Here is a 13,863-nt window from a genome sequence, read left to right on the forward strand (position 1 = left end):
CATATAGCGCCTATTGTAACCATGTCTTGTTGCCTTCTATACGGCTCTTTCTTTATCCCGCTGCTGATTAAGCACACATAAAATCCATCTCCCAGAGAGATCAAATTCACTTTCTGCTGGTATCCCAGACAGATATGTTGATAATACCCCCTTGCCCTATGACCACTAAGGATCGCACTTGAACAGTTCCACTTTCTCTACCCTAAATTTATCCCCTTCTTTGTTAAGTAACCTAGAAGGACTTGGCTTTACTAATATGACTGAGATTCAAGCACAATCGCTGCCTTTGATTCTTGATGGTAAAGACGTTATCGGTCAGGGAAAAACCGGTTCAGGTAAAACAGCTGCATTTGGTCTTGGGTTACTCTCTAACCTGCGCGTTAAACGCTTTCGAGTACAATCACTCGTGCTATGCCCTACTCGTGAGCTTGCAGACCAAGTTGCAAAAGAGATTCGTAATCTCGCTCGCTCTATTCACAACATTAAGGTACTAACCTTGTGTGGCGGTACACCTATGGGTCCTCAAATAGGGTCGCTTGAACACGGCGCGCACATCCTAGTAGGCACACCTGGTCGTATTCTTGACCATTTAGAGCGAGGTCGCATTGACCTAAGCGAATTAAACACGCTAGTGCTAGATGAAGCAGATCGCATGCTGGATATGGGCTTCCAGGACGCACTAGACGCTATCATTAGCGAAGTACCAAAAGAGCGTCAAACCTTGCTCTTTAGCGCAACATTCCCTAAGCAAATTGAAGCGATTGCTTCTCGTATCATGAATAAACCCGAAGTGGTTAAAGTTGAAAGCAAACATGATCACAGCAGTATCCAACAGTTCTTTTACAAATTAGATTCGCATGAAGACCGAGATAATGCATTAGAGAACTTACTACTGACTCACCAACCTGAGTCCGCTGTTGTATTCTGTAACACTAAGAAAGAAGTTCAAAATGTCGCAGATGAGCTTCATCACCGCGGCTTTAGCGTCATTGATCTTCATGGCGACCTAGAGCAAAAAGAACGCGACCGCGCATTGGTTCAGTTTGCGAACAAAAGTGTTACCGTCCTAGTAGCAACGGATGTTGCCGCTCGTGGACTCGATGTCGATAACCTAGACGCCGTGTTTAACTATGAGTTATCACGTGATCCTGAAGTCCATGTTCACCGCATTGGTCGTACTGGCCGCGCTGGTAATAAGGGGCTCGCGTTTAGCTTCTTTAGCAGCAATGAAATGCATCGTGTGGCTCTAATCGACGAATATCTTGATATGCCCATTGAGCCAAGCCAATTGCCAGCACAATCATCAAATCAACCTTATCAGGCGAAAATGGTGACGATCCAAGTATCTGGTGGTAAAAAGCAAAAGCTACGTCCAGGCGATATTCTTGGTGCGCTAACTGGTGACAAAACCATTCAAGGTGCGCAGATTGGTAAAATCAACATGTTCCCTATGGCGTCATTTGTCGCGGTTGAGAAAAAGATTGCTAAGAAAGCACACGGTAAAATTGAAAACGGCAAAATGAAAGGCCGCAGTTTTAGAGCACGTATCCTGTAATATTACTCTCCTACCTAGATTAAGCGTTACTGCGATTAATCTAGGGTTTTGGTTTAGGACTAGATAGCTGCATCTATCCCCAGAAATACGATAGACACAAAAAAGCCGAGCTATGCTCGGCTTTTTCTTATCCTACTTCAGAAGATCTTAGCTTAGAAGATTACTCTTCATCGCCTGCTTCGTCTTTAGGTTCTGCGTCCATTTGTGGCGCTTCCTCTACAGATGCAGTAGTCGTTGCTTCTTCACCTTCAAGAACTTCTCCTTCAGGTAAATCCGCTTCTTCTACTTCATCAATGCGTTGAAGACCAACCACTGATTCATCATCCGCCGTTCTAATCAGTGTCACACCTTGCGTATTTCGGCCAACCTGGCTTACTTCCGCAACGCGTGTACGAACTAACGTACCAGCATCAGTGATCATCATCATTTCATCGCCAAGTTCAACTTGCACCGCCCCAACTACTGGGCCATTTCGCTCTGAAACTTTGATAGACACAACGCCTTGAGTGGCACGACCCTTCGTTGGGTATTCAGCCAGCTCAGTTCGTTTGCCGTAACCATTTTTCGTTACCGTTAAAATATCACCTTCGTTGGAAGGAACAATCAACGACACGACTTGGTCATCATCAGCAAGCTTCATACCACGAACACCTGCTGCAGTACGTCCCATAGCACGAACTTTATCTTCACTAAAGCGAACCACTTTACCCGCTTTAGAGAACAGCATGATGTCGCTATCGCCGTTGGTAATATCAACGCCAATCAATGAATCATCATCACGTAAATTAACAGCGATTAAGCCATTCGAACGTACGTTAGAGAATTGATCCAACGACGTCTTCTTAACCGTACCGTCGCCCGTCGCCATGAAGATGAACTTCTCTGGGCTAAATTCGCTGACTGGCAGAATAGCAGTAATACGCTCGCCTTCTTCCAATGGAAGTAGGTTAACAATAGGCTTACCACGTGCCGCACGGCTCGCTAGAGGCAGTTGATACACTTTCAGACGGTAAGTTTTACCACGAGTAGAGAAGCACAAGATGTTATCATGAGTATTCGCAACAAGCAGACGCTCGATGTAATCCTCTTCCTTCATCTTAGTCGCGCTCTTACCTTTACCACCACGACGCTGAGCTTCGTAGTCGCTTAGGATTTGATATTTCACATAGCCTTCATGAGATAGGGTCACAACCACATCTTCACGAGCAATCAGCTCTTCCATGTCAATATCGTGTACCGCAGCAGTAATTTCACTGCGACGCGCATCGCCGTAAGTCGCTTGAACTAATTCAAGCTCTTCACGAATCACTTCCATCAAGCGCTCTGTGCTACCCAAAATGTGCAGCAGTTCAGCAATTTCTTCTAGAAGCGCTTTGTATTCATCAAGAATCTTCTCATGCTCTAGACCAGTTAGACGGTGTAGACGAAGTTCAAGAATCGCTTGTGCTTGTTGCTCTGTTAGGTAGTAAAGACCATCACGGATACCGTACTCATCTTCCAACCAATCAGGACGAGCAGCATCAGTTCCCGCTCTTTCAAGCATAGAAGCAACATTACCCAATTCCCAACCGCGCGCCACAAGACCAGCTTTCGCTTCTGCTGGCGTTGGTGCGTTACGAATCAATTCGATGATTTCATCAATGTTCGCTAATGCAAGAGATAAAGCTTCAAGGATATGAGCACGGTCACGTGCTTTCTTCAGTTCGAAGATAGTACGACGTGTTACCACTTCACGACGGTGATCAACGAAGCACTTCAACATGTCTTTCAGGTTGAAAAGCTGTGGTTGGCCGTTGTTAAGCGCAACCATGTTGATACCAAATGTCGTTTGCAGCTGAGTTTGTGAATAAAGGTTATTAAGGACAACCTCACCCACAGCGTCACGCTTACATTCGATAACAATACGCATGCCGTCTTTATCCGACTCATCACGCAGTGCACTAATGCCTTCTACTTTCTTGTCTTTAACAAGCTCAGCAATTTTTTCAATCAGACGTGCTTTGTTCACTTGATACGGGATTTCAGTAACGATAATGGTTTCTTTACCATTTTTCTCTACTTCAATATCCGCTTTCGAGCGCATATACACTTTACCACGACCCGTCTTGTAGGCGTCAATGATACCTTTACGGCCACTGATTAATGCAGCTGTCGGGAAGTCAGGCCCAGGGATGTAATCCATGAGCTCGTCAATCGTAATCTCTTCATTAGCAATAAAGGCCAAACATCCATCAATCACTTCATTTAAGTTGTGTGGTGGAATATTTGTTGCCATACCTACCGCGATACCAGACGCACCGTTAACCAATAGGTTAGGGATTTTTGTTGGTAATACTGCAGGAATTTGCTCTGTCCCATCATAGTTGGGAACGTAATCAACCGTCTCTTTATCAAGGTCTGCCAACAGTTCGCCAGCAATTTTCGACATACGTACTTCGGTGTAACGCATGGCCGCTGCTGAATCACCATCGACCGAGCCAAAGTTACCTTGGCCATCGACCAGCATGTAACGAAGCGAGAATGGCTGTGCCATACGAACAATCGATTCGTAAACTGCACTATCACCATGTGGGTGATATTTACCAATAACATCGCCTACTACACGAGCAGATTTTTTGTATGCTTTGTTCCAATCATTGCCTAGCACGTTCATCGCGAATAAAACACGACGGTGCACTGGTTTTAGGCCATCACGCACGTCAGGAAGAGCACGACCAACGATGACGGACATCGCGTAGTCGAGGTAAGAGCCTCTCAGCTCATCTTCTATATTTACGGGCGTGATCTCTTTAGCTAGATCGCTCATAGAGCTAACATTCCTCTATATATTGATCGTATATTCGATACGTATAAGGTCAGAAAATATAACACAATAATACCTGGTTCGGCATCACTTTCACGCGGCTTTTATCATGTTGTGACCTTTGTTACGATTCAACTGTCCACTATTTGCACATTTCCAAACCATCACATTGAGAAGTGGTGCAAAAACCACCACTATTTGGCTGAAATTTGCCAAGGTAGCCAAAAACACATAAACCCACTTCATGGTATTCGTAGTAAAAAAGATTTGCGGTATACTCGACGAAAAATTGGAAATAGGCATTGCTCACTATGGATAAGCATCAAAACGTCGATTTAGACGAAATCAAAAAATTTGAAGACATGGCAAGCCGTTGGTGGGATCTTGAAGGCGAATTCAAACCTCTGCATCAAATTAACCCATTACGACTTAATTATGTTCTTGAAAATGCCAATGGGCTGTTTGGCAAAAAAGTCCTCGATGTGGGCTGTGGTGGCGGCATACTCGCCGAAAGTATGGCGGTCCAAGGCGCAACAGTTACCGGACTCGATATGGGCAAGGAGCCCCTAGAGGTTGCAAGATTGCATGCGTTAGAAACTGGTACCAAACTCACTTATGTTCAAAGCACTGTTGAGCAGCATGCGAGTGAGCATGCAGGGGAATACGACGTGGTAACCTGCATGGAAATGCTTGAACATGTCCCAGATCCTGCATCTGTCATTGCTTCATGCGCAAAACTTGTAAAGCCTGGCGGACAAGTCTTTTTCTCGACGTTGAATCGTAACCTGCAGTCTTATCTATTCGCCATTGTAGGCGCAGAAAAGCTACTCAAAATCGTACCCGATGGTACCCACGACCATGAAAAGTTTATCAAGCCATCGGAGCTGATAAAAATGGTCGACAAAACCGAATTGGTTGAGAAAGGCATCACAGGTCTGCAATACAACCCACTTACGGATAGCTATAAGCTAGGTAAACGTGTCGACATCAACTACATAGTCTATACAGAAAAAGCGAAATAGAAGATTCTTATGAATGCAAAGAGTAGAGTTCACAGGCTACTCTTTGTGTCACTAGTACGCCAATCGTGGTAGTCCAACGCTCATTTCCTCCATACCGATGGTTATACCAACTTGAAGTATCGTCATCTTGTAAGCCTTAAACTCTGTGATAGTTTTACTACGGGTGCCACAACATCTGCTGTAATCACTCGATCCCGACCTACTGCAAAACCCTCACTCCCCAGCCTGCACTGCCATGCGTTGCACAAGATTAACAACGTTAATTTTTCGACACAAATGCGCTACAAAAACAAGACAAACCTGTGCGTTTTGCAGCCTAATATCGCACTTTTAATTATCTACTCAATACCGTCCAGAAATTATCAAAGATCAAGGAATTTTTTTTTGAAATGGTTAAAAGAAAACCATTTTACTAGCATACAAATTTCACCACTAAGTCTGCTCTATCTTCAATGGTTAGTATCTACTAACAGTTTTTTTCTGTCCCCTGCTTATCCACAGTTTCAAACAAATATGTGAACTTGAAAATTTTGGCTTATAGCACTATCTTGTAAGCCGGAATGCAAATTACCCCTATATCTTGTGTTAACAACAAAAAGCTATAGGGCGACTTGGATCACGAAGTCATCGCTAAGACTCAACAAAATTTCATAAAAGCAAGACTTCATATTGTTTTGTTAGGGAACACCTCAGAATGAACCAGCAACTAACCGTTACCAAACGTAATGGCCGCAAAGAAACTATCGACCTTGAGAAGATTCACCGTGTTATTGCATGGGCAGCCGAAGGTCTTCAGAATGTATCCGTCTCGCAAGTAGAACTAAAAGCTCATATCCAGTTTTACGACGGGATCACGACATCTGATATTCATGAGACCATCATTAAGTCAGCAGCAGATCTCATTTCAGAAGAGACGCCAGATTATCAATATTTATCTGCTCGCTTAGCTATTTTCCACCTTCGTAAAAAAGCGTACGGCCAATACGAGCCGCCAACGCTATTTGACCAAGTGTCTAAGATGGTTGAAGCAGGTAAATACGACAAGCACCTACTTGTTGACTACACCAAAGCTGAATTTGATGAGCTCGATAGCTACATTGACCACACTCGTGATCACGATTTCTCCTACGCCGCTGTTAAACAGCTGGAAGGTAAGTACTTCGTGCAAAACCGTGTAACGGGTCAAATCTTTGAAAGCGCACAATTTTTGTACATTTTAGTTGCTGCTTGTTTATTTGCTAAGTATCCAAAAGAAACGCGTCTTGACTACATCAAGCGATTCTACGATGCGACATCAACTTTCAAGATTTCTCTACCTACACCGATTATGTCTGGTGTACGTACCCCTACTCGCCAGTTTAGCTCTTGTGTACTGATTGAGTGTGGTGACAGCTTAGATTCGATTAACGCGACAGCAAGCTCTATCGTTCGTTACGTTTCACAACGCGCTGGTATTGGTATCAACGCAGGTCGAATTCGTGCTCTTGGTTCGGAAATCCGTGGTGGCGAAGCCTTCCACACTGGCTGTATCCCATTCTACAAATACTTCCAAACGGCAGTTAAATGTTGCTCTCAAGGTGGTGTTCGTGGCGGTGCTGCAACTGTTTTCTATCCGATGTGGCATGGTGAAGTTCAATCACTGCTTGTATTGAAGAATAACCGTGGTGTTGAAGAAAACCGTGTTCGTCATATGGACTATGGCGTTCAACTCAATAAGCTGATGTACTCGCGTCTTGTAAAAGGTGGCAATATTACCTTGTTCTCGCCGTCTGACGTACCGGGTTTATACGACGCGTTCTTTGAAGATCAAGACGAATTTGAGCGCCTATACGTTCAATACGAAAACGACCCTTCAATCAAAAAAGAAACGGTTAAAGCGGTCGAGCTATTCTCATTGCTCATGCAAGAGCGTGCATCAACGGGTCGTATCTACATTCAGAATGTCGATCACTGTAATACACACAGCCCATTTGATTCAAAAGTTGCACCAGTGCGTCAATCTAACCTTTGTTTGGAAATCGCGCTGCCAACTAAACCACTAAGTAATGTTGAAGATGACGAAGGCGAAATCGCACTTTGTACTCTGTCTGCATTTAACCTTGGTGCCATCAATGAGCTTGATGATCTTGCTGAGCTTTCTGACCTTGTGGTTCGTGCGTTAGACGCGCTACTCGACTACCAAGATTACCCGCTACCAGCAGCGTACAAGTCCACTATGAACCGCCGTACGTTAGGGGTTGGTGTGATTAACTACGCCTACTACTTAGCGAAGAATGGCGTGAAGTACTCTGATGGGTCAGCGAATAATCTGACACACCGCACCTTTGAAGCGATTCAATATCACCTATTGAAGGCGTCTGTTGAGTTATCGAAAGAGCAAGGTCGTTGCCCTCTGTTTAACGAAACCAACTACGCGAAAGGTTTGTTGCCTATCGACACTTACAAGAGTGATATCAACTCTTTATGTGACGAGCCACTGCATTACGATTGGGATAAACTGCGTGAAGAAATCATGGAGTTTGGCCTTAGAAACTCGACATTGACTGCACTTATGCCGTCAGAGACGTCATCTCAAATTTCAAATGCGACCAATGGCATTGAGCCGCCTCGTGGCTACGTTTCAGTAAAAGCCTCTAAAGATGGTATTTTGAAGCAAGTTGTGCCTGATTTTGTCAATCTTAAAGAGAACTACGAGTTACTTTGGGAGATTGGTAACAACGACGGCTACCTGCACCTTGTGGGCATCATGCAAAAGTTTGTTGACCAAGCTATCTCAGCTAACACAAACTATGACCCGAGCGTCTATGACAGCGGTAAGGTTCCGATGAAGAAATTACTTCAAGACCTTCTGACTGCCTATAAGTTCGGTGTAAAAACTCTGTACTATCATAACACCCGAGACGGTGCAAAAGATGACCAAGGCGATAAAGGCGTGGTTGTTGAACAAGAAGATGATTGTGCAGGCGGCGGTTGTAAGATTTAACCGTTCATAAGACAAATTAGTAACACAGCCCTTTCCTTAGCGAAGGGGCTAAAAAGGATTGCAGCACCATGGCTTACAGTACTTTTACTCAAACAAAAAATAACGCCCTAAAAGAACCAATGTTCTTAGGCCAACCGGTCAACGTAGCGCGTTATGACCAACAAAAATTCGAGATTTTCGAAAAGTTGATCGAGAAACAGCTTTCCTTTTTCTGGCGACCAGAAGAAGTTGACGTATCCAGCGATCGTATCGACTACAACAAGCTACCAGAACATGAAAAGCACATTTTCATCAGTAACTTGAAATATCAAACTCTGCTTGATTCAATTCAAGGTCGTAGCCCTAACGTGGCGCTTTTACCATTGGTGTCACTTCCAGAGCTTGAAACTTGGATTGAAACATGGTCGTTCTCTGAAACGATCCATTCTCGCTCATATACACACATCATTCGCAATATTGTCAATGACCCAAGTGTCGTCTTTGACGACATCGTGGAAAATGAGCACATTTTAAAGCGTGCTAAAGACATTGCGCATTACTACGACGACCTCATTCAAGCAACAAATGACTACCACCGCTACGGCGAAGGTACGCACGTTCTGAATGGTGACGAAGTTAAAGTTAGCCTGTATGAGCTTAAGAAAAAACTCTACCTTTGCTTGATGTCAGTGAACGCGTTGGAAGCGATTCGTTTCTACGTAAGTTTTGCTTGTTCGTTTGCCTTTGCGGAGCGCGAGCTGATGGAAGGTAACGCAAAAATCATTAAGTTGATTGCACGTGATGAAGCATTGCACCTTACTGGCACGCAGCACATGGTTAACATTCTTCGTAACGGTCAGGATGATTTCTCATTCATGCAAATTGCAGAAGAGTGCAAGCAAGACTGTTTCGACCTGTTTAAAGACGCAGCAGAACAAGAAAAAGAATGGGCTGAATACCTATTCAAAGATGGTTCAATGATTGGCTTGAACAAAGATATCCTATGCCAATACGTAGAGTACATCACAAACGTGCGTATGCAAGCTGTTGGCTTGGGTGTGGCATATCCGGAAGCGACATCGAACCCGATCCCTTGGATTAACGCTTGGTTATCTTCAGATAATGTTCAAGTTGCCCCTCAAGAAGCCGAAATTAGTTCTTATCTTGTTGGTCAAATTGATAATGAAGTAAGCGCGAACGACTTCGAGGACTTCGAACTTTAATGCCAACCATTAAGATAAACTCTATCACTACCATTGAATCTAACCCTTCTAATACGGTCTTAGAGACCCTAGAACAAGCGGGGTTAGAACCAGAGTACAACTGCCGAGACGGTCATTGTGGCGCTTGTCGCTGTACGTTGGTTTCTGGAGAAGTAGAATACGTAGGGTTTGCAATGGCTTACACAAAAAGTAATGAAATATTACCTTGTATCTGTCGGGCGAAAACGAATATTGAACTCGGCGATATTGCGCATCAAGTAAAGAAGCGAGCATAAACAAGCTCCCTCCTCTTTAAACGGCTCTTCATGAGCCGTTTTTTATTGCCGCTCATTTAAATCTGTCGTTAATCTTGTTCTATACCACCTACCCTAATTGCCCTATTTGTTATCATTCGGCGGCGATAGCATGGTAGTAAGCCGTTGCTTTAACGTTTTGTCTGGTGCAAAAACATCCCGCCACATGTCTTTCCACTCGGCAAACGTCACTGTAATGGGATTAAAGCTTTCGACTGGCTTGCTGATGCCATATCTTACCGTCTCCACTTCAGGCTCAAACGTACCAAACATTCGATCCCAGACTATCAGCACTCCGGCATAATTTTTATCGATGTATTGCGAATTCCGACCATGATGAACACGATGATGCGAAGGGGTATTAAACACCCATTCCAACCAACCGAGACGCTTGATCCATTGAGTATGTACGAAAAACTGTAACCCCAAATTCAACAGCACAACGAACACTACCCACTTAGGGTCAAACCCTATGACAATCAGTGGTAACCAGAATAACCACATCCCGGCTAATGGGTACATTAGGCTTTGTCTAAAGGCAGTACTAAAATTCATGCCCTCCGAGCTATGATGAACAACATGTGCCGCCCACATCCAACGAACTCGATGACTCGCTCTATGGAACCAATAATAGAAAAAATCCTGCAAAATCATCAGTAATAAAAACGTTGATAGCGACATTTCTATATCAAACCAGCGCCAGCCAAATACACTCAAATATAAATAGGAAATAAGTAGACCCGCAAGCAGATCAGACAACTGATGCAACCCGGCCAAGCTAAAATTGCACATGAGCTCTTTTAACGAGTAATACCCTGATGTAGGTAACCGTCCTGCTCGCTGACCAAAGATATATTCAAGCCCCATCATGACCAAAAAAACAGGGGCAAGCAGCAGTAATAGCCACTCTGGGTTATCGACGATATCAGTCACGCTAAGTTCTCCTTACCATTTTGCATAATGATCTTCCGTCAAACCAAGCACACGGTCTAATGGATAGCGATTACCTTCTAGATCCGTTAATACTCCGGAAAAGTAACCGACGTACTGGCGAAAATTGCTCTTCAATAGTCCAAAGTTGAGCTTTTCTGACCTTGATTGAAGGGGTTGAAAGGTAAGATCGATGGCACCGTCATCCCCATAGATCCGCCATGGTTTATTCGAGTCCAGCCGATCAAAATCAAAATGCACACCATTAAGTAGATAACGTTGCCCATCGATCCATAACGTGTTTTCCGTCGCCCCTGTTTCGTTGACACCAGCCGCTAAATTTACACCGATTCGACGCTCGTTGACCGTCGCATTAAGACTGGCCCAGCGCCAACTGGTCTCTTGCCTCATATAGCCTGCAGAAAAATCATAACCAGCAAGACAAGTCGACACATCAAGCGCTTTACCTTGCACCTTTATACGGCCTGTTACTGCCAAAGCATTGTGTTTTTGCGTATACGTCCAGCCTGAATAACCCGTAGGCGTACACAGCATGAGCGGGCCTCCCACACTAGAAGGGTTCAATATGATGTCCATATCAAGTAACTCAGAATCAACCGTGACCCGCCATAACCCCTCCTCGATTTCAATCCGTGTTCCCAAGGCGTTAAAATAGCTGATGCTTTGCCATGGCGAAGGCATTAACTGATAGCGATAGCCCAAGGGTTGGATTGTTTTCGCCTCTATAAGCTCATTCGTGGCAATGTCATAAACATAATAAAAACTATTGCCGAGGTAACGTATGTCAGCCATCGCCACCCCTATGATGTAATCTGGCGTACTAATACTGACAAATTCAAATTGCTTATAATGAAAATACTTCGCCAAGCGATTTGCCGTTTTGTCCATTGTGGTGCGATACACAAAACGTTCTAAATCAAGGTATTTAGGGATAGCAGTAAGGTGACCAAATTCTGGTTCCCCGTTATCGTTAAATAGGCTTTCGATTTCCACCAGCGATGATGCACTCATAATAACTTCATACTCTAACCGTAATAGACGTGTTACATCGAGTATGAGCCATGATTTATAATTGTGATTAAAATTAGAGCAAAAGCACAAAATAGATCACATTTGATGAATGCATTAGTTAATAACTACTGGCTTATCATTCGCTATAGATAACGAACCTACGATAGGTGTCAGACAGCAGAGGTAATAAGAAAAGGGCAGAAATAAATGGCTGAGCATGCCACTACAAAAAGAAAAGCCGGTTTAATAAACCGGCTTAAAAGAGAAAATACGATGTAGACGGCTAATCAACCGTCGCTAGAATGCTATCGGCGGTACCCATCGAGACGGCTTTATCCGCTACGTGACGACCACCATCATCATAAAGTGAAATCTTAAATCCTTCTTCATCAGACAAAAGGTCTTCCATCGGTGCTTTCAACCACATCGCCGCAATATCACCGCATGTTTTACTAAAGGCTTCGCCTAACATGATCTTCTCATTTGCGACTTGGTATACCACACGAATCTTTGATTGTTGAATCATTGCTTCCTCCCTAGACACCACTGTTTCCAGAGTGAACATTGATTCTAATCAATTTTTTAAGAAGAGCTACTCTCAAAAATGAGAATCTAAACTTTTGCTTTAAGATCAATATACTGTGACATAGATCTTATATTTATATAGTGATAACCAATTGGCATATACGCACTTAATTGAATAGATTTCATGAGGGCTATACGAACCAGAAAAAGTCTAACTTACCCGGCCCTTACAGCACACTAGAAGGCACGTAGATCTCCTCTTTACGATTCACGTAGCCATAATCGGGAAACATTGGCTTGCCATCTAAGTAACGTCGTAACATGTCCCCAGCGACCGTGGCAATGATCGTTTTTACATCCTTCGAGCTATACTTGCGCTGTAATTGGAGAATCTGTCCCCACTCTCCTTTTGGTGTCGCAATCGCAACTGAAAATACACCCGACTCAAACTTTCCCGTCGCCAAAGCAATATCCGCCTCGCAATTGCTTTTTGTCGCAGCAGCCAATGCAAGAACCGCACCTAGAGGTTCACCTTCTTTCGTCAAAGGTGAAGACGTCTTGTCGCCTAGTATCCATGTTGCACCGCAATAACGAGCTAATGACTCATCATCTTGTAGCCATGCCGACAAGTACCCTTTAGTCGCATGTTCAGATATGGCGAGCGTCGGCTTATGAGTGTCCACTAGGTGGCTAATACGAGACAACATTGGTTCATCAACACTGACCACATTTTGATGCAGTAATTTCTCTATCATCGCGAGGAGGCGCACGCCTTTCTCTACATCTTGAGAAGGACCAAAGAGCTTTACTTCAATAAAAGGTAGGTACGAACGATAACCAAGCTCATAGCCGTCTGGCAAAGCAATTACAGACAAGGTATCTGCGATACCTGACTCGGAAAGGCCAAACGTGTACAAACGGCGACAATCTCGGCCCGCTGACTGTCCAAACTGTCGCTTCAAATCTGGTAATATTTGCTCTGTTGCCATCTTTTTAAATTCGCTTGGCACACCAGGGGTAAAGTAAAACAGGCAATCATTGATCATCATTTTAAAGCCACACGCGGTGCCAATTGGGTTATCGACTACCACTGCTCCCTCAGGCAACATCGCTTGTTTGATATTGCTGTCAGGCATGGATTTACCACGTTGAGCATAAAAAGCTGTCAGCGTCTCCAACCAATCTTGATTCAACACCAAAGGTTGATCCGCGGCTTCGGCAGCCACTTCAGCCGTGAGATCGTCAGACGTAGGGCCCAAGCCACCATTGACAATCACCACATCCAAATTCAAACTCAGCATGACCATCTCTTGTAGCAATGCAGTTCGCTGATCTCCTACCGTTGAGCGCTTCGACATGGAAAACCCATGCTCATAAAATAGACGGCTGAGCCATGCAGCATTGGTATCAACAATATCGCCATACAATACTTCTTCACCAGTACTCAACATTGCAATTTTAGGCATGATCTCTCCTTGTAGGTTTTTCCATAAGGATGACATGAGTTGTTGAAATAGC

At 44.0% G+C, this 13,863-nt stretch carries 10 protein-coding genes; 5 read left to right on the forward strand and 5 right to left on the reverse strand.

The annotated features are described in order from the left end of the window. The first annotated feature begins 178 nt into the window (after positions 1-178). On the forward strand, positions 179-1,555 hold the full coding sequence (gene dbpA, locus L4D74_RS17085) for an ATP-dependent RNA helicase DbpA (RefSeq protein ID WP_265675540.1): 1,377 nt from the start codon (positions 179-181) through the stop codon (positions 1,553-1,555). A gap of 160 nt (positions 1,556-1,715) precedes the next feature. Here the strand turns inward: dbpA and gyrA are convergent, their stop codons facing one another. Continuing rightward, positions 1,716-4,361 (reverse strand): DNA topoisomerase (ATP-hydrolyzing) subunit A, encoded by a 2,646-nt coding sequence (gyrA, locus tag L4D74_RS17090; protein WP_428753508.1) that lies wholly within the window; start codon positions 4,359-4,361, stop codon positions 1,716-1,718. Positions 4,362-4,669: 308 nt separating this feature from the next. On the opposite strand from gyrA, the gene ubiG reads away from it, so the two are divergent. From ubiG to yfaE, 4 genes are all read left to right on the forward strand, one after another. Beyond that, positions 4,670-5,380 (forward strand): bifunctional 2-polyprenyl-6-hydroxyphenol methylase/3-demethylubiquinol 3-O-methyltransferase UbiG, encoded by a 711-nt coding sequence (gene ubiG / locus L4D74_RS17095; protein ID WP_428753509.1) that lies wholly within the window; start codon positions 4,670-4,672, stop codon positions 5,378-5,380. Between the two features lie 694 nt (positions 5,381-6,074). Beyond that, the gene (nrdA, locus tag L4D74_RS17100) at positions 6,075-8,363 is read left to right on the forward strand and encodes a class 1a ribonucleoside-diphosphate reductase subunit alpha (protein WP_428753510.1); all 2,289 of its coding nucleotides are present in this window, start codon (positions 6,075-6,077) and stop codon (positions 8,361-8,363) included. A gap of 68 nt (positions 8,364-8,431) precedes the next feature. Beyond that, positions 8,432-9,565, forward strand: a complete 1,134-nt coding sequence (nrdB, locus tag L4D74_RS17105; protein WP_428753511.1) for a class Ia ribonucleoside-diphosphate reductase subunit beta — start codon at positions 8,432-8,434, stop codon at positions 9,563-9,565. Next, positions 9,565-9,840: a class I ribonucleotide reductase maintenance protein YfaE gene (gene yfaE, locus L4D74_RS17110; RefSeq protein WP_428753512.1), complete on the forward strand. Its 276-nt coding sequence runs from the start codon at positions 9,565-9,567 to the stop codon at positions 9,838-9,840. The genes nrdB and yfaE overlap by 1 nt, the downstream gene beginning before the upstream one ends. A 102-nt stretch (positions 9,841-9,942) precedes the next feature. Here the strand turns inward: yfaE and L4D74_RS17115 are convergent, their stop codons facing one another. From L4D74_RS17115 to L4D74_RS17130, 4 genes are all read right to left on the reverse strand, one after another. Next, positions 9,943-10,791 carry a sterol desaturase family protein gene (locus tag L4D74_RS17115; RefSeq protein ID WP_428753514.1) on the reverse strand — a complete coding sequence of 283 codons (849 nt, stop codon included), beginning with the start codon at positions 10,789-10,791 and terminating at the stop codon, positions 9,943-9,945. A 12-nt stretch (positions 10,792-10,803) separates the two neighbouring features. Beyond that, the gene (locus L4D74_RS17120; RefSeq protein ID WP_428753515.1) at positions 10,804-11,820 is read right to left on the reverse strand and encodes a DUF2804 domain-containing protein; all 1,017 of its coding nucleotides are present in this window, start codon (positions 11,818-11,820) and stop codon (positions 10,804-10,806) included. Positions 11,821-12,103: 283 nt separating this feature from the next. Next, complete coding sequence (locus L4D74_RS17125) at positions 12,104-12,346, reverse strand: hypothetical protein (RefSeq protein ID WP_265675548.1); 243 nt, start codon at positions 12,344-12,346, stop codon at positions 12,104-12,106. A gap of 226 nt (positions 12,347-12,572) precedes the next feature. Then, a complete protein-coding gene (locus L4D74_RS17130; protein WP_428753516.1) occupies positions 12,573-13,811 on the reverse strand; it encodes a CinA family nicotinamide mononucleotide deamidase-related protein in 1,239 nt (412 codons plus the stop codon). Positions 13,812-13,863 lie beyond the last annotated feature (52 nt).

It is taken from the genome of Vibrio cionasavignyae, from assembly GCF_050337155.1.
GTDB lineage: Bacteria > Pseudomonadota > Gammaproteobacteria > Enterobacterales > Vibrionaceae > Vibrio > Vibrio nomapromontoriensis.